Below are 15,600 nucleotides of genomic sequence, written 5' to 3' on the forward strand. Positions count from 1 at the left end.
CATGGACGACTATGCTTTTGATCCCACCCGCCGGCGCTTCGCGCTGCAATCGATGACGCTGGGCGGAGGCGCGCTGCTGGCCGGCGCCAGCTGGGGCGCCACGCCGGAGGCGGCGGCCCCGAACCAGACCGCTGCGCCGGTGCAGCAAGGCGGCCTGAGCCCGCGCCTGACACTGCACGCGCTGGACACCTACCACGGCACGCCCGCGGCCGGTATGCGCGTGGAGATGTTCCGCATCGACAATGGCCAGCGCACGCCGCTGCAGACCGTCACGCTGGCCGCCAACGGCCGCAGCGAACCGCCGCTGCTGATCGGCGACAGCTACCGCACCGGCACCTATGAGCTGATCCTGCACGCGGACGAATACTTTGCCGCACGCAAGGCCAGCCTGCCGCAACCCTCCTTCCTGTCGAAGATCCCGCTGCGCCTGCGCGTCACCGACGCCAGCCAGCGCATCCACCTGCCCGTGCTGTTCGGGCCGTGGAGCTACAACTACTACCGCGGCAGCTGACGCCGCGGCCCAACCCGGAGACACACGCATCATGGCAGGCATCAGCACACATGTGCTCGACGTATCCCTGGGCCGCCCCGTGGCCGGCATGCAGGTGGAACTGTTCGACGTCGCCACCCAGCCGCCACGGCTGATCGCGCGCGCTCGCACCAACCACGACGGCCGCACCGACACGCCAATGCTGCCGCCGGCCCAGGCGCGCACCGGCGAGTTCGAGCTGCGCTTCTGGGTGGCGGACTACTTCCGCACCCCCGACGTCTTCGCCGACATCGTGCCCGTGCGCTTTACTATCGCGGACGCCGCGCAGCACTACCATGTGCCGTTGCTGTGTTCGCCGTGGAGCTTCGGGACGTATCGGGGCAGCTGAATGCAAGAAGCATGTCGCCCGTGCCGAAAAGCGGGCGACTGTCGACGACCTCGTCACCGCCCCCCTAGCGCGGCTTGCGCACTTCCGTTTCCCCTGGCAAGAGCACATCACCGTCGCTGGTCCGGGGCATCATCAGCGGCACCGGCTTCCCGGTCCGCTTTTCCACCATCTGCGAGCGCCGCTCGCCGCGCGCAAACAGATGGTGTTCGCCCCATTGGCGCAAGGCCAATACGACGGGGAACAAACTCTCTCCCTTTTTCGTCAGCACATACTCGTGATACGCACTGCCATCGGAAGCCGGCTGCGTCGTCAGGATGCCGGCTTCCACCAGCCAGCGCAGACGGTCGGCCAGGATGTTGCGCGCGACCGCCAGGCTGCGCTGGAAATCGCTGAAGCGGCGTATGCCGTCGAACGCATCGCGCACGATCATCAGCGACCAGCGCTCGCCGACCAGCTCCAGGGTGCGCGCAACGGGGCAGGTTTCATCGCTGGGGTCTTTGCGGGTGGCCATGTCTTGGTTGCCTTGGGGCTGTGCAGCCCGTCAATGTAGTTGCATTTTAAAACCAGTAGGCTTACGCTTCAACTGGTTTTGATTTGCAACCATATGAACTGGTATGGAAACCTCCCCCGCGGTGACGGCACCGCCTCCGACTTGCCCTGCGGCACCGTGTGCGAACCTGCCGCGCGGCGCCGTGCTGCTGTTCGCCTGCGCCAGCGGCCTGAGCGTCGCCAATGTCTATTACGCCCAGCCGCTGCTGGATGCGCTGATGGCGGATTTCTCCATCAGCGCCGGGGCCATCGGCGGCGTGGTCACCGCCACCCAGCTTGGCTGTGCCCTGGCGCTGCTGTTGCTGGTGCCGCTGGGCGACCTTGTGGAACGCCGCCGCCTGATGCTGGCACAGGTGCTTGCCCTGGCCGGCGCGCTGGCCGCCGTGGCGCTGGCGCCGTCCGTTACCGTGCTGCTGGCGGGGATGCTCCTGACCGGCTTGCTCGGCACCGCCATGACCCAGGGACTGATCGCCTACGCGGCCGCGGCAGCAGGACCGCATGAACGCGGGCGCGTGGTCGGCACCGCGCAGAGCGGTGTCTTTATCGGACTGCTGCTGGCGCGTGTCGTGGCCGGCGGCGTCAGCGACGTGGTCGGGTGGCGCAACGTCTATGTCTGCGCCGCAGCGGCGATGCTGGTGCTTGCGTGGCTGCTATGGCGTGCGCTGCCAGTGGTGGCCAGCGCCGGCCAGCGGATGCGCTATGCCAGCCTGGTCGCATCGATGTTCCTGCTGCTGCGCCGCGACCGGGTCTTGCAGATCCGGGGCACGATCGCGCTGCTGATGTTCGCGGCGTTCAACATCCTGTGGAGCGCCCTGGTATTGCCGCTGAGCGCTCCGCCCTACGCGCTGTCGCATACGGCCATCGGCGCCTTCGGGCTGGTTGGCGCGGTGGGTGCCCTGGCGGCCGCGCGTGCGGGACGCTGGGCGGACCAGGGCTTCGGGCAGCGCACCACGCTCGCGGCACTGGTGCTGCTGGTGGCGGCCTGGCTTCCGCTGTCGTGGCTGGAGACATCGCTGTGGCCGCTGGCCATTGGCATCGTGCTGCTCGACCTGGGCGGCCAGGCCATCCACGTCACCAACCAGAGCATGATCTTCCGCACCGACCCCGCGGTACATAGCCGGCTGGTCGGCGCGTACATGCTGTTCTACGCGGCGGGCAGCGGGCTGGGCGCCATTGCCACCACGGCAGTCTATGAGGCTGCCGGGTGGCGGGGCGTCTGCGTGCTGGGCGCCGTGGTCAGCTTGCTGGCGCTGATGTTCTGGGCCGCCACCCGCCGCTTCATGCCGGCGCAAGCCGCGCAGGCAGGCACACCCGTCATTAGCAAGATCGGACGGCAGGAAGCAAGAAAGCCGTAGAATCCCCGGCTGACAACTTCTCCTCAAGACCGTGAAAGCACTTTCCCGCCTGAACCTGAAGCAGGCCGCCCTGCTCTGTGCCGCCCTGCTGACATCCGTTTCGATCCATGCTGCATCTCCTGCCCAGCCTGACGCAGCCGGCAACACCGCGGCGCCGCTGGGACTGGAGCTGGGCAAGGCCAGGTGCTCTCGCCTGGCGCCGCCGCAGAATAACGCCAGGACCGGCAAGTCCGAGTGGGCCGGTGGCGATGCCGTCGAGCTCAGGCACCTGGAGCGCTTCCACCTCCCGGGCCTGACGCGCGTGATCCTGAACTGCGATGCGCAGGACACCGTGGCGCTGATCACGATGACGTTCGAGCGCACGGCGCTGGATGAGGTGCGCAAGAAGCTCGACGAACGCTATGCGTCCCTGCGCAAGACCGAAGGCGCGGCGGAGAATGGCTACGCCGAGTGGGCCGCCGCGAATGGCAGCCTGGAACTGCTCTATGGGCGCGACAGCAAGCACTTCACCGTGGCGTACTGGGCCAGGGGCGCGAAGGCGAGGTACTTCTCATATAGCGGCACTGACAACAAGAAGCCCGCCGCGGCCACGTCTGCCAGCCAGCCCCAGCCTGCGCCGCTGTGACCGCGGGCGGCTCGCGCCTAAAACCCCACTGCCTGCCCGTCGCGCCGCGAGTCCGAGGCCGCGATATAGCCGTCCGGCGCCTTGTAGATAAGCTGCGCCGAACCGAACTCCAGGCTGTCGCGCGGCGCCACTTCAACGCGATGGCCCATGCCGCGCAGCGTGGAGACCACGTCCGGCGGCAGATGCGCCTCGACATTCACCACCGGGCCGTGCTCCACGCGGAAGCGCGGGGCATCGCTCATGGCCTGCGGATTCTGGCCGAAGGCAGCAAGCCGCGCCATCATCTGCACGTGGCCCTGCGCCTGCATCGAGCCGCCCATCACGCCGAATGACATTACTGGCTCGCCATTGCGGGTGACGAAGCCCGGGATGATGGTGTGCATCGGCTGCTTGCCCGGCGCCACGCAGTTGGCGTGGCCGGGCTTCAGGTTGAAGCCCGCGCCGCGGTTATGCAGCGCGATGCCGGTGCCGGGCACCACCACGCCGGAGCCAAAGCCGCGGTAGTTGGACTGGATATACGACACCATCGAACCCGCGGCATCCGCGCTGGACAGGTAGACGGTGCCGCCGCTCTTCGGAACGCCAGCGGTGGGTGTGCCGGCGCGTTTCATATCGATCAGCGCCGCGCGCTCGGCAAGATAGGCCGGATCCAGGAAGGCGGCGGGCGCGTGCTGCATGGTGGCGGGGTCCGACACGTGGCGGTGCAGGTCGGCGAAGGCCAGCTTCATCGCCTCGATGCTGACGTGGTAGAAGCCGGCGCTGTCGCAGCCCATGCTTTCCACGTCGAAGCGGTCCAGGATGCCGAGGCCGATCAGCGCGGCGATGCCCTGGCCGTTCGGGGGAATTTCATGGAGCGTATAGCCGCGGAACTGCTGCGCCATCGGCTGGACCCAGGCGGCGCGATGCGCGGCCAGGTCGTCGGCGCGGATGGCGCCTCCGGTTTCCTCGGCGAACGCGACGATGCGCGCGGCGAGTTCACCCGTGTAGAAGCTTGCGCCATCGCTCTCGGCAATACGCTGCAGCGTGGCGGCCTGCTCCGGGAAACGCCAGCGCTCGCCCGCCTGCGGTGCCCTGCCGTCGCGCAGGAACGCCTTGGCAAAACCAGGCTGCCCGGCCAGCACCGGCACCTGCGCGGCCCATTGCCGTGCGATCTGCGGTGACACCAGGAAACCCTGTTCAGCGTACTCGATGGCCGGTGCGAACAGCCGCGCGAACGGCAGCTTGCCGAAGCGGGCCGACAGCGCCTTCCAGCCCGCGACCTGGCCCGGCACGGTGACCGTATCCCAGCCAACCTGGGGCATGCTGTCGTGCCCGGCGAAATGATCCAGGGTCCAGCGCGCCGGCGCCCGGCCGCTGGAGTTGAGCCCGTACAGCTGCCCCTCATGCCAGACCAGCGCGAACATGTCCCCGCCAATGCCGTTCATGACCGGCTCCACCACGGTCAGCGCAATCGCGCTGGCAATGGCGCTGTCGATGGCATTGCCGCCTTCGTACAGCATGCGCAGCCCCGCCTGCGCGGCGAGCGGCTGACTGGTGCTGACCGCGTTGGCGGCCAGCAGCGGCATCTTTTGCGACGGGTAGGGAAAGGTCCAGTCGAAAGGCAACATCGGGAACTCCATTCAGAACAGGTAAAAGGGCGCGCGGGCGGCGCCCCAGGGTTGCTGCACGCGGCTTATTGCAGCGTCACGCCGGATTGCTTGACGAGCTTTTCGGTGCGCGGGATCTCCGCGCTGACCATCGCGCTGAAATCGCCGACGCTGCCGCCGCGCGGCTCGGCACCGGTGGCAGCAAGGCGTTCACGGAACTCCGGGGCCTTGAGCAGCTTGTTGATCGAGACATTGAGCTTGCTGACCACGTCGGCCGGCGTGCCCTTGGGCGCGACAATGCCATACCACGGTGCGATATCGAAACCGGCATAACCCTGCTCGGCAATCGTCGGAATCTCCGGCGCGTTGGGCGAGCGCTTAGCGGTGGACATGCCGAGCGCGCGCAGCTTGCCGGCCTTCACATAGGGCAGGCCGGTCATGATGGTGTCGAAATACATCGACACCTGGCCCGACAGCAGCGCCGGGATCGCTTCGCCGGCGCCCTTGTACGGCACATGGACGATATCGATGCCGGCCGCGGCCTTCAGCATCTCGCCGGCGATATGCGAGGTGGTGCCGGCACCGAAGGAGGCATAGGTCAGCTTGCCGGGATTAGCCTTGGCATACGCGACCATCTCGGGCAGCGTCTTGAACGGCAGCGAGGGGTTGGACAATAGGATATTCGGCGTGACCGCGACCACTGCCACCTTCTCGAACGCATCCGGGTCATAGCTGAGCTTCTTGTACAGGAACCGGTTGGTCACCATCGACGCCGGCCCGGACATCAGCAGCGTATAGCCATCGGCCGGCGCGCGCGCGGCCACCTCGCTGCCGATCATCGCGGCGGCGCCCGGGCGGTTTTCAACCACAAAGGTCTGGCTGTATTCCTTGCCGAGCCCGATGCCGATCTGCCGCGAGATCAGGTCGGTGGCCGAGCCGGCCTGGAACGGCACGACAATACGCACCGGCTGGCTGGGCCAGTCGCGGGTGCCTTGCGCAAGTGCCAGTGAAGAGGCCGTCAGCATGGTGACAGCAAGCAGGCTGCGGATAGCAGTGGAACGCATCTTTGTACCCTCATCGATAAAATGGCATCCGCTGACAGGAACGGATGGCACTTCCCAGTCCGCAATATGCGTGCCATTGGCGTTGGGCCGATCCCGGCGCGCGTCCTGTCCGCCCCCTTCCCTTTCCCGGAAGTTTGCGCAGGTCTTGCACCGGAGTCGCCCACCTGGCACCGGCATTTGCCGGACTGTCTTGTCTCCATGGGGCCAGCGCACTGCGTGGGTGCGCCATGCCCCGCCCTGGTGGTGGGGTGTGCTTTACCCCATTGCTGTTATTCGACTTCCATGCAGAGGTACTTCGTCTCCAGATACTCGTCGATGCCATGGCGTGAGCCTTCGCGGCCCAGCCCCGATTGCTTGACGCCGCCGAACGGCGCCACCTCGTTGGAGATCAGCCCAGTATTGATGCCGACCATGCCGTACTCGAGCGCCTGCGCCACGCGCCAGATCTTCGCCATGTCGCGCGAGAAGAAGTAGGCGGCCAGCCCGGATTCGGTATCGTTCGCCATCGCCACCACTTCTTCTTCGCTGGTGAAGCGGAACAGCGGTGCCAGCGGGCCGAAGGTCTCCTCGCGCGCGACCCGCATCGACGAAGTTGCATTGGCCAGCACCGTCGGCGCGAAGAAGGTGCCGCCGAGCGCATGGCGCTGGCCGCCCGTCAGCACCGTGGCGCCGTGCGCGAGCGCGTCGGCGATATGCGCTTCGACCTTGGCTACCGCATCGGCGTCGATGAGCGGGCCTTGCGTGACCCCGCTGTCGACGCCATGGCCCGGCCGCAGCTTTTCGACCGCGCTGACCAGCCGGCGCGCGACCTCGTCGTAGACGCGGTCGTGCACATAAATGCGGTTGGCGCAGACACAGGTCTGGCCGCTGTTGCGGAACTTGGAGGCAAGGATGCCCTCGACCGCGCGATCCAGGTCGGCATCGTCGAAGATGATCAGCGGCGCGTTGCCACCCAGTTCCAGCGAGAGCTTCTTCACGGTGCCGGCGCACTGCGCCATCAGCAGCTTGCCGATCGCTGTCGAGCCGGTAAAGCTGAGCTTGCGCACCACCGCGCTGGCGCACAGCACGCCGCCGATCTGCACGGCGTCGCCGGTCACCACCTGCAGCACGCCACGCGGCACGCCGGCCTGTTCGCCCAGCACGGCCAGCGCCAGTGCCGTGAGCGGCGTCTGTTCGGCGGGCTTGACGATGATGGTGCAGCCGGCGGCGAGCGCCGGGCCGACCTTGCGCGTGATCATCGCCGCGGGGAAGTTCCACGGCGTAATGGCCGCGCACACGCCCACCGGCTCGCGCAGCACCAGCATCTTCTGGCTGCTGCGCGGGCTGGCCAGCACCTCGCCATCGACCCGCTTGGCTTCCTCGCCAAACCACTCGAGGAAGCTCGCGGCGTAGGCCACCTCGCCACGCGCCTCGGCCAGCGGCTTGCCTTGCTCTGCTGTCATCAACTGAGCCAGGTCTTCCTGGTGTGCCAGCATCAGGTCGGCCCAGCGGCGCAGCGCGGCGGCGCGCGCCTTGCCCGTCTGCGCGCGCCACGCCGGCAGCGCGCGCTCGGCGGCGCGCACCGCCTGTTCGGCTTCAGCCGCGCCGGCCAGAGGCACCGAGCCGATCCGTTCTTGAGTCGCCGGGTTGAAGACGGCGAGTTCTGCGCCGCTTTGCGCCCCGGTCCATTCGCCGTCGATCAGGCAATGGCTGCGCAACAGCGCGGTATGTTGGAGTTCCATGTGTTCCCCTTATTCGGCCAGCGCCTGGGTCAGCACCGCCAGCGCCGCGTCGAACTGAGCCTGCGGGATGGTGAGCGGATAGAGGAAGCGGATGACATTGCCGTAGGTGCCGCAGGTCAGCAGCACCAGGCCGGCTTCCAGAGCACGGGCCTGGACGCGTTTGGCATGCTCGGCGCTGGGCTGGCCCGTGGCGGGATCACAGAATTCGGCGGCGACCATCGAACCCAGCCCGCGCACCTCGGCCACTGCGGGGCAGTGCTTGCGCTGCGCCAGCAGGTGCTCGCGCAACTGCTGGCCCAGGCTGGCGGAGCGCTCGCACAGCTTTTCTTCCTCGATGACATCGATGACCGCGTGCGCTGCGGCCACCGCCAGCGGATTGCCGGCATAGGTGCCACCGAGGCCGCCGGGCAGCGGCGCATCCATGATCGCGGCCCGGCCGCTGACGGCCGACAGTGGCATGCCGCCGGCCAGGCTCTTGGCCATGGTGATCAGGTCCGGCTCCACGTCATAGTGCGACATCGCGAACATCTTGCCGGTACGGCCAAAGCCGGTCTGCACTTCATCGGCGATCAGCACGATGCCGTGCTGGTCGCACACCGCCCGCAGGCCCCGGATGAAATCGGCCGGCGCCGCCTGGAAGCCGCCTTCACCTTGCACCGGCTCAACGATGATCGCGGCCACGCGGCCCGGATCGATATCGGTCTTGAACAGGCCTTCAAGCGCCTGCAGCGCTCGCTCAGTGCTGACGCCATGCAGCGCGCTGGGGAACGGGGCGTGATAGATGTCGGAGGGGAACGGGCCAAACCCGATCTTGTACGGCGCCACCTTGCCGGTCAGCGCCATGCCCAGCAGCGTGCGGCCATGGAAGGCGCCAGAGAATGCGATCACGCCGGGGCGGCCGGTATGCGCACGGGCGATCTTGATGGCGTTCTCCACGGCCTCTGCGCCGGTGGTGAACAGGGCCGTCTTGTTCAGGCCCTGGATCGGCACCAGCGCGTTGATGCGCTCGGCCAGCGCGACATAGCCCTGGTAGGGCACGATCTGGTAGGCCGTATGCGTGAAACGCTCCAGCTGCGCGGCGATGGCCTGCATCACGCGCGGGTGGCGGTGGCCCGTGTTGAGCACGGCGATGCCGGCGGCGAAGTCCGTGTAGGCACGGCCTTCCACATCCCACAGCGTGGCGTTCTCGGCGCGGTCGGCGTAGAAATCGCACATCACGCCCACGCCGCGCGGCGTCGCGAGGGTACGGCGTTGGTTCAGTTCGAGGTTTTTCATGGTCATTGTGCGGTAAGGACTGTCGGCACCGGCCGACTCGCGAAACGGGCACCGCTGGCAGGGGCCCAGCGATGCCAGCCATTTCAACCGGCCTTGGCCCTATAATCCAGTACCGCTTTCGCAATTCCGATGGTGCCAATTTGAAATCGATCTGCGGCGACCAGCTGCTCCAGCGCCTGGGCCCCGAAGGCACGGCGGCACTGGGCAAACCGCTTAACCGCGGCCTCTACGAATGCATCCGCGGCGCGATACAGGACGGCAGCCTTGCGCCGGCCACCCGCCTGCCGCCGCAACGCGACCTGGCCGCCGAGCTGGGGCTGTCGCGCAATACGGTGATGTTTGCCTACGACCAGCTGCTGGCCGAGGGATACCTGTACGCGCGCACCGGCAGCGGCACCTTCGTTGCCGCCACCGCGCCAGAGCGCTACCTGAACGCCGCCGCAGCCCCGGCGACCGAGGTCGGGCCGCAGGCCATGCCCGGGCTGTCGCCGCGCGGACAGCGGCTGCTGGCCAATGCCTCGGCCTCGCCCACCCAATGGGGCGCCTTCATGCCGGGCGTGCCCGACGTCACGCGCTTCCCGCATCGCCGCTATGCCCAGATCTCGGCCCGCGTGTGGCGCAACCCGCACCCGGAGTGGCTGAGCTACAGCCATGGCGGCGGGCTGCCGGCGCTGCGCGAAGCCCTGGCGGCGCATCTGCGGGTGGCGCGCTCGGTGCGCTGCGATCCGGACCAGGTGCTGATCACCGAGGGCATTCACCAGGCCATCGACCTGGTGGTGAGGATGCTGGGCTCGCCCGGCGACCAGGCATGGGTGGAGGAACCCAGCTATTGGGGCATCCGCGGCGTGCTGCAGGTCAGCGACATCGGCATGGTGCCGAAGCTGGTGGACGACGAAGGCCTGACGCTGCCCGACACCGAAGCCGGCAGGGAGATGCCCGCGCCGCGCTTTATCTTCGTCACGCCCTCGCACCAGTACCCGCTCGGCGCCGTGATGAGCCTGAAGCGCCGGCGCGCGCTGCTGGAATACGCCCGCCAGCGCGGCAGCTGGATCGTGGAAGACGACTACGACAGCGAGTTCCGTTTTTCCGGGCAGCCGATTCCGTCGTTGCAGGGCATGGAACCGGATGCGCCGGTGATCTATATCGGCACCTTCAGCAAGACGCTCTATCCGGGCTTGCGCATGGGCTACCTGGTGTTACCGCGCAGCCTGGCCGGCGCCTTCCAGACCGCGCACGCCGAGCTATACCGGGCCGGCCACCTGATGACGCAGGCGACCGTCGCCGAATTCATGCAGGCCGGCGACTATGCCGCCCACATCCGCCGAATGCGGCCGCTGTATGCCCGGCGGCGCGCCATCCTGGCCGCGTTGATCGAGCGATACCTCGGCCCCGGCGCGCTGCACGAGCACGGCAGCAATGCCGGCCTGCACCTGGTGCTGCGCCTGCCCGACGATGCCGACGACGTGGCCATCACCGCCGCTGCCCGCGAGCGCGGCATCGTGGTGCGGCCGCTGTCGCGCTATTTCATCGGCGATGCTGTTCAGCAAGGCCTGCTGCTGGGGTATGCCTGCGTACCGGAAGAGGACATCGCGCCGGCCTTCGACAGGCTGCTTGGCTGCCTGCCGCGCGGCGGCATGCGCGCCCCGCTGCGTTGAACCATGCAGTGAGAGTTTCATCCTGACAAAAGCCGGAATTGCAATGAATCAACTGTTGGTCCGCAATGTCCGGCTCGCAGCCGGGAACCAGGTTGATATCCTGATGGCAGACGGCCAGTTCGTGCGCATCGGCGCCGGGCGACCGGGCGGACCTGGTGCTGGTCGCCGCGCAAACGGTGGCCGAGGCGGTCGTGGCAAGGCCGGTCCGGCAACTGGTGGTGTCGGCCGGCCGGGTGGTCGCGCGCAATGGCGCGCTGGCATGAACCAGGCTGTGCTGGCGCTGGTTCAATCTCAGGCGGCTCAAGACTTCGGCTGTGGCGTGCTGCTGAACCCCTGCCGCTTGTGCGAGCCATCGCAGAAAGGCTTGTTCTCGGAATGGCCGCACCGGCACAACCAGACCTGCTCGCCTTCAAAAGCGAAGGTGGCGCCTGCCGGGGTCACGATCCTGACGGGACCCTTTATGCGGTACGGCCCATTGTCCTGTACCGTAACGGTGACAACGGTGTCTTCGTCCATGATGCATACACTCCCAGGCGACAGCCACGCTGGCACCCCTGTGGCAACCTTGTGCGCGCCTGTCTCTTCAAATCTACTCCAGTTTGTGGCGGGCGTTAAATAGACTGGCTGTAGGGCAACGTTGAGCTCGTGCCTTGCGTGGCAGTCCCTTGCAAAGCACTTTGCGGCCACAGACGGCCAGCTTCCGGCACTCCGGCCACGGTTGTCCGCCGAGCCCGGGTGCCCACAACCGTACGGAGGTGGCCTTCGATGAAGGCTCGTCAAGACGCACAGCAATGGCGCCGCTTCTATATCCTTGATGAGAAGAACCGGCCAGTGCAGGTAACCGACCACGACGAATGGTCGCGCTGGATGGCGGACAACGACCTGGTATTCCGCCGCACCCTGCTGGAGCAGTCCGGCGGCATGGTGACGACCCGCTTCCGGGGCGTGTCGGAAGCCGCACCGACGGACACCCCCTTGTTCATCACGCGCGTCACAGGGCTAGCTGAGCAGGACAATGAAAGTTTTGGCGCGCAGACGCTTGACGCGGCGCTGGAGGAGCATGAGCGAATCGTGCAGAAGCTGCTGCGCCAGCTGACCGGGCGGTGACTGGCAGCCCGGACCAGCATGCGCCTTTGCCTGAGCCTGGTGCCGGTCGCACCGCGATTGATCATGCGCCCTTTGCTGGAAGCCCGCCTCGTCAACGATGCCTTTGGCGACCCGGGGCTGTTCGTCGACTTCCTGGACGAACGGCGCGCGCTGCTGTTCGACCTGGGCGACATCGCCCGGCTGATGCCGCGCGAACTGATGCGCCTGTCGCATGTGTTTGTCACGCATGCGCACATGGATCATTTCTCTGGCTTCGACAAGCTGCTGCGGGTGCTGCTCGGGCGCAAGCCGCGCATTGTGCTGGTCGGCGGGCCAGGATTCCTGGCGCAGGTCGAGCACAAGCTGCTTGCCTATACCTGGAACGTGGTGCATCGCTACGCCACCGAACTGGTCATCGAAGTGGCCGAACTTGGACTGGACCGGCAGATGCGGCGCGCCTGCTTTTCCAGCCGGCACGGCTTTGCCAGAGAAGCCGAAGCGCGCGCCGCGAGGACCGGCGATATCGCGCACGACGAAGCGACGTTCCGGGTGCGCGCCTGCTTTGTCGACCACGGGACTCCATGCCTGGCCTACCTGGTGGAGGAAAAGGCCCGACTCGGCGTCAACAAGGAACGCCTGGCCGCATCCGGTCTGACCACCGGCGCCTGGCTGCGCGAACTCAAGCATGCCGTCCTGACCGGCGCAGCCGACGATGCGCCGATCCTTGTGCAGTGGCGGGACCGGCTCGGCGACCATGCGTCGGCGCGAACGGTCGGCGAGCTGAGCCGGCTGATCCTGGATGCCGAGCCCGGCCGGCGCATCGGCTACGTGACCGACCTGCGCTATACGAGCGAGAACGTGCAAGCGCTGTCGCAACTGATGCAAGGCGTCGACCAGCTCTTCATCGAGAGCGTGTTCCTGGACGTTGACCGGGCACACGGCCTGCGCAAGAACCACCTGACCGCTGCCCAGGCCGGATTGATTGCGCGCAGCATCGGCGCACGCGCGGTGACGCCGTTCCATTTTTCGCCACGCTATCAAGGGCGCGCCGATGAACTGGCTGCCGAGGTACGGGACGCCTGGGCCACGGAGTCCTTTGCAGAACAGGTACCGCCTGCGGTCTAGATCTCGATCTGCGTGCCAATCTCGATCACGCGATTTGCCGGTATGTTGAAATAATCTGCAGCATTACCGGCGTTCCTGCTCATCGTGGCAAACAGACGCTCACGCCATGAGGCCATGCCACTGGAAACGCCGGCTGCAGGGACGATGGCCTCGCGACTCAGGAAGAACGAGGTGTCCATGATGTCAAACTCCAGGCCAGCCGCCGCAGGCAGCGCGCCGAGCGCCTGCGCAACATCGGGCCGGTTCATGAAGCCAAAGCGCAGCGTTATCAGGTAGCAGGCGTGTCCGAGCGGTTCAACGGCCGCGCACTCGGTCACCGGCACCGATGGTACGTCCTTCATCTTCACGGTAAGAAACACGACGCGCTCGTGTAGCACCCTGTTATGGTTGAGGTTATGCATCAACGCATGTGGCACCACATCCGGTGTCGGGGTAAGGAACACCGCCGTGCCGGGTACACGCGGTGGTGGTGCGAGAAACAGCGAATCCAGGAACGACTTGAGGGGTACGTCGGTACTTTGGAGCCGCTCCAACAGGGCTTGCCGGCCGCGAACCCATGTCAGCATCACGACAAACATCACGGCCCCGACAACGAGCGGGAACCAGCCCCCTTCGGCAACTTTCAACAGGCTGGAAGAAACGAAAGCCATATCCACCGCGATAAAGAAGCCAGTTGCGAAAAGGCTTAGCAGCAAGTTGTAGCGCCAACCGTAGCGGATCACAAAGAAGGTGAGAAGCGTCGTCACCAGCATCGTGCCGGTGACCGCGACACCATATGCCGAAGCAAGATTGGACGAAGACCCGAAGCCGAGCACGGCAATCAGAACCGCAACAAGCAATATCCCGTTGAGCGTCGGTATGTAGATCTGACCGATCGCCCGCTCTGATGTGTGCACCACGTTCATGCGTGGCAGATAGCCCAGCTGGATTCCTTGTTTCGTCAGCGAGTAGGCACCCGAAATCGTCGCCTGCGACGCGATCACTGTTGCCGCTGTCGCAAGTGCAACCATCGGATAAAGGGCCCACGACGGAAAGAGCAGGTAGAAGGGGTTCTCGATTGCTTTTGCATTCACAATGATCAGCGCGCCCTGCCCCAGGTAGTTGAGCGCAAGGGCCGGGAATACCAGGCCGAACCAGGCCAGGCGAATCGGGGCACTGCCGAAGTGTCCCATATCGGCGTAGAGCGCTTCGGCACCGGTGAACGCGAGCAGCACCGCCCCAAGCACCGCAAACGAGGCGAACCCGTGCTGCGTCACGAAACCGAGCGCGTGCAGCGGGCTGAGCGCGCCCAGGATTGCTGGATACCGGGCGATGCCGTGGATGCCCGCGGCGGCCAGGGCGATAAACCACACGATCGTGACAGGCCCGAACAGCGCGCCGATGGCCGCGGTGCCATGGCGTTGGAACAGGAACAGCGCGATCAACACACCCACCGATGCCGGCAAGATATACGGCTGCAGCGCGGTAGTGCCCACCTCGATGCCTTCGAGCGCCGAGAGCACCGACATGGCAGGCGTCAGCACGGCATCACCATAGAAGAGCGCCGCGCCAAACAGGCCCACGAGCAGGATCGGCGTCGGGGAGCGACCGACCTTTTTCACGGACGCCAGGGCGAGCGCGAGCAGTGCCATGATGCCGCCTTCGCCCCTGTTGTTTGCCCGCATGATGAGGATCACGTACTTGAGCGAAACGACCACCATCAGCGCCCAGAGGATCGCGGAGATGCCGCCGAGTATGTTCTCGGTTACGAGGGGAATCCCGTGGGCTGGATTGAAGGTTTCCTTGACCGCATAAAGGGGGCTCGTGCCAATATCGCCGTAGACGACGCCTAACGCAGCAAGGGTGAGCGCTGCGCGGGATTGCTGCAGGTGCGACTCGTCTGGCGTTTCACCGTTCATGGCATAAGAATCCACCGCGGCTCCTCGATTTTCGAACGGATGGTCCGCCTGCTCAGGGCAATCATGTGAGGACGTCCCGCCGCCAGCCCTTCTGTCCGGGCCCCGCCTTTCGGGAGCGAGAGACGTATTCGACCCATGTCCGCCGCATGCAAAATGCCGCCGAACCTGTCATTGGCCCAGCCTTGCTACAATTCTGGTTCACAGAACGGCAAATATCATGGGCTTTGAACAACTCGCAGCACTAAGGGATCAACTGGCAAACAAGGCGAAGGCCGAATCACGTACGGAAGGCAAGCGCCGGCGCCCCGCGCCAGCTGCCGCGCCGGCTGCCGCACCCGCGAAGCCGCCCGTCGATCCGGTGGTGCATTCGATTGCCCGGCTGCAGAAGCACTTCCCCAAGGCGTTTCCGAAGAACCCGGCACCCAAGGTGCCGCTGAAGGTCGGCACGTTTGAGGATCTGGCCCAGCATGCGGGAAAGCTTGCCCTGACCGAGGCGGAGCTGCGTGAAGCGATCCGCACCTGGTGCAGCGGCGCACGCTATTGGTCGTGCATGGTGGAAGGCGCCAAGCGGCTGGACCTGGACGGCAATGAGGCCGGCGTCGTCAGCCTGGCGGATGCCAAGCGGGCCCAGCAACTGAAGGCCCGCCGCAGTGCGGGCGCCCGGCCGCGGAAAGCCAAGCCTGCCACGCCCGCGGCCACGCCTGACACACCTGCCGCGCCCGCCGCCACGCCTGACAGCCCTGACACGCCTGCCACGCCCTGATCCCCGCCGTCGGATCTGCA

At 66.5% G+C, this 15,600-nt stretch carries 15 protein-coding genes and 1 pseudogene; 9 read left to right on the plus strand and 7 right to left on the minus strand.

Going from position 1 to position 15,600, the window contains the following annotated elements; all coding sequences use genetic code 11:
• The first annotated feature begins 1 nt into the window (after window position 1).
• On the plus strand, window positions 2-511 hold the full coding sequence (gene uraH, locus AC3WL8_RS19395; RefSeq protein WP_153955868.1) for a hydroxyisourate hydrolase: 510 nt from the start codon (window positions 2-4) through the stop codon (window positions 509-511).
• 31 nt (window positions 512-542) lie between these two features.
• Window positions 543-878: a hydroxyisourate hydrolase gene (gene uraH / locus AC3WL8_RS19400; RefSeq protein ID WP_013952628.1), complete on the plus strand. Its 336-nt coding sequence runs from the start codon at window positions 543-545 to the stop codon at window positions 876-878.
• A gap of 64 nt (window positions 879-942) precedes the next feature.
• Here the strand turns inward: uraH (AC3WL8_RS19400) and AC3WL8_RS19405 are convergent, their stop codons facing one another.
• Entirely contained in the window at window positions 943-1,389 is a 447-nt protein-coding gene (locus AC3WL8_RS19405; protein WP_492378653.1) for a winged helix-turn-helix transcriptional regulator, read from the minus strand.
• Window positions 1,390-1,492: 103 nt separating this feature from the next.
• On the opposite strand from AC3WL8_RS19405, the gene AC3WL8_RS19410 reads away from it, so the two are divergent.
• Both AC3WL8_RS19410 and AC3WL8_RS19415 read left to right on the plus strand, forming a co-directional pair.
• Window positions 1,493-2,782 (plus strand): MFS transporter, encoded by a 1,290-nt coding sequence (locus tag AC3WL8_RS19410; RefSeq protein WP_153955870.1) that lies wholly within the window; start codon window positions 1,493-1,495, stop codon window positions 2,780-2,782.
• A gap of 31 nt (window positions 2,783-2,813) precedes the next feature.
• Window positions 2,814-3,407, plus strand: coding sequence for a hypothetical protein (locus AC3WL8_RS19415; RefSeq protein WP_211981129.1), 594 nt, complete (start codon window positions 2,814-2,816; stop codon window positions 3,405-3,407).
• Between the two features lie 17 nt (window positions 3,408-3,424).
• Here the strand turns inward: AC3WL8_RS19415 and AC3WL8_RS19420 are convergent, their stop codons facing one another.
• The 4 genes from AC3WL8_RS19420 to AC3WL8_RS19435 form a co-directional block, all read right to left on the minus strand.
• Window positions 3,425-5,014 (minus strand): gamma-glutamyltransferase family protein, encoded by a 1,590-nt coding sequence (locus tag AC3WL8_RS19420; RefSeq protein WP_153955871.1) that lies wholly within the window; start codon window positions 5,012-5,014, stop codon window positions 3,425-3,427.
• Between the two features lie 65 nt (window positions 5,015-5,079).
• Window positions 5,080-6,057 (minus strand): Bug family tripartite tricarboxylate transporter substrate binding protein, encoded by a 978-nt coding sequence (locus tag AC3WL8_RS19425; RefSeq protein ID WP_211981126.1) that lies wholly within the window; start codon window positions 6,055-6,057, stop codon window positions 5,080-5,082.
• A 269-nt stretch (window positions 6,058-6,326) separates the two neighbouring features.
• The gene (locus AC3WL8_RS19430; RefSeq protein ID WP_492378654.1) at window positions 6,327-7,778 is read right to left on the minus strand and encodes an NAD-dependent succinate-semialdehyde dehydrogenase; all 1,452 of its coding nucleotides are present in this window, start codon (window positions 7,776-7,778) and stop codon (window positions 6,327-6,329) included.
• 9 nt (window positions 7,779-7,787) lie between these two features.
• Window positions 7,788-9,059 carry a 4-aminobutyrate--2-oxoglutarate transaminase gene (locus AC3WL8_RS19435; protein ID WP_211981125.1) on the minus strand — a complete coding sequence of 424 codons (1,272 nt, stop codon included), beginning with the start codon at window positions 9,057-9,059 and terminating at the stop codon, window positions 7,788-7,790.
• A gap of 134 nt (window positions 9,060-9,193) precedes the next feature.
• Here AC3WL8_RS19435 and pdxR point away from each other — a divergent pair, with 134 nt between their 5' ends.
• Together pdxR and AC3WL8_RS19445 are read left to right on the plus strand one after the other, a co-directional pair.
• Window positions 9,194-10,708, plus strand: coding sequence for a MocR-like pyridoxine biosynthesis transcription factor PdxR (pdxR, locus tag AC3WL8_RS19440; RefSeq protein ID WP_041228591.1), 1,515 nt, complete (start codon window positions 9,194-9,196; stop codon window positions 10,706-10,708).
• A gap of 134 nt (window positions 10,709-10,842) precedes the next feature.
• Window positions 10,843-10,971, plus strand: a pseudogene (locus AC3WL8_RS19445) (cytosine deaminase); the annotation flags it as partial.
• 37 nt (window positions 10,972-11,008) lie between these two features.
• Here AC3WL8_RS19445 and AC3WL8_RS19450 read toward each other — a convergent pair.
• Window positions 11,009-11,224, minus strand: a complete 216-nt coding sequence (locus tag AC3WL8_RS19450) for a CDGSH iron-sulfur domain-containing protein (protein ID WP_041228590.1) — start codon at window positions 11,222-11,224, stop codon at window positions 11,009-11,011.
• Window positions 11,225-11,473: 249 nt separating this feature from the next.
• Here AC3WL8_RS19450 and AC3WL8_RS19455 point away from each other — a divergent pair, with 249 nt between their 5' ends.
• Together AC3WL8_RS19455 and AC3WL8_RS19460 are read left to right on the plus strand one after the other, a co-directional pair.
• Window positions 11,474-11,815, plus strand: coding sequence for a hypothetical protein (locus tag AC3WL8_RS19455; RefSeq protein ID WP_492378655.1), 342 nt, complete (start codon window positions 11,474-11,476; stop codon window positions 11,813-11,815).
• Window positions 11,816-11,878: 63 nt separating this feature from the next.
• Complete coding sequence (locus AC3WL8_RS19460) at window positions 11,879-12,919, plus strand: ribonuclease Z (RefSeq protein WP_492378656.1); 1,041 nt, start codon at window positions 11,879-11,881, stop codon at window positions 12,917-12,919.
• On the opposite strand, the gene AC3WL8_RS19465 is transcribed toward AC3WL8_RS19460, so the two are convergent.
• A complete protein-coding gene (locus AC3WL8_RS19465) occupies window positions 12,916-14,817 on the minus strand; it encodes a potassium transporter Kup (RefSeq protein WP_013952614.1) in 1,902 nt (633 codons plus the stop codon). The two genes, AC3WL8_RS19460 and AC3WL8_RS19465, sit on opposite strands and share 4 nt — an antisense overlap.
• A gap of 217 nt (window positions 14,818-15,034) precedes the next feature.
• On the opposite strand from AC3WL8_RS19465, the gene AC3WL8_RS19470 reads away from it, so the two are divergent.
• A complete protein-coding gene (locus tag AC3WL8_RS19470) occupies window positions 15,035-15,580 on the plus strand; it encodes a ProQ/FinO family protein (protein WP_041228589.1) in 546 nt (181 codons plus the stop codon).
• The last annotated feature ends 20 nt before the right edge of the window (window positions 15,581-15,600 follow it).

It is taken from the genome of Cupriavidus sp. FW305-F7 (genome assembly GCF_058782875.1).

Bases quoted from the DNA above. Each gene is read 5' to 3' on its own strand.
- uraH (WP_153955868.1), top strand. From the start codon at position 2: ATGGACGACTATGCTTTTGATCCCACCCGCCGGCGCTTCGCGCTGCAA.
- uraH (WP_013952628.1), top strand. From the start codon at position 543: ATGGCAGGCATCAGCACACATGTGCTCGACGTATCCCTGGGCCGCCCC.
- AC3WL8_RS19405 (WP_492378653.1), bottom strand. From the start codon at position 1,389: ATGGCCACCCGCAAAGACCCCAGCGATGAAACCTGCCCCGTTGCGCGC.
- AC3WL8_RS19410 (WP_153955870.1), top strand. From the start codon at position 1,493: ATGGAAACCTCCCCCGCGGTGACGGCACCGCCTCCGACTTGCCCTGCG.
- AC3WL8_RS19420 (WP_153955871.1), bottom strand. From the start codon at position 5,014: ATGTTGCCTTTCGACTGGACCTTTCCCTACCCGTCGCAAAAGATGCCG.
- AC3WL8_RS19425 (WP_211981126.1), bottom strand. From the start codon at position 6,057: ATGCGTTCCACTGCTATCCGCAGCCTGCTTGCTGTCACCATGCTGACG.
- AC3WL8_RS19430 (WP_492378654.1), bottom strand. From the start codon at position 7,778: ATGGAACTCCAACATACCGCGCTGTTGCGCAGCCATTGCCTGATCGAC.
- AC3WL8_RS19435 (WP_211981125.1), bottom strand. From the start codon at position 9,059: ATGACCATGAAAAACCTCGAACTGAACCAACGCCGTACCCTCGCGACG.
- AC3WL8_RS19450 (WP_041228590.1), bottom strand. From the start codon at position 11,224: ATGGACGAAGACACCGTTGTCACCGTTACGGTACAGGACAATGGGCCG.
- AC3WL8_RS19455 (WP_492378655.1), top strand. From the start codon at position 11,474: ATGAAGGCTCGTCAAGACGCACAGCAATGGCGCCGCTTCTATATCCTT.
- AC3WL8_RS19460 (WP_492378656.1), top strand. From the start codon at position 11,879: ATGCGCCCTTTGCTGGAAGCCCGCCTCGTCAACGATGCCTTTGGCGAC.
- AC3WL8_RS19465 (WP_013952614.1), bottom strand. From the start codon at position 14,817: ATGAACGGTGAAACGCCAGACGAGTCGCACCTGCAGCAATCCCGCGCA.
- AC3WL8_RS19470 (WP_041228589.1), top strand. From the start codon at position 15,035: ATGGGCTTTGAACAACTCGCAGCACTAAGGGATCAACTGGCAAACAAG.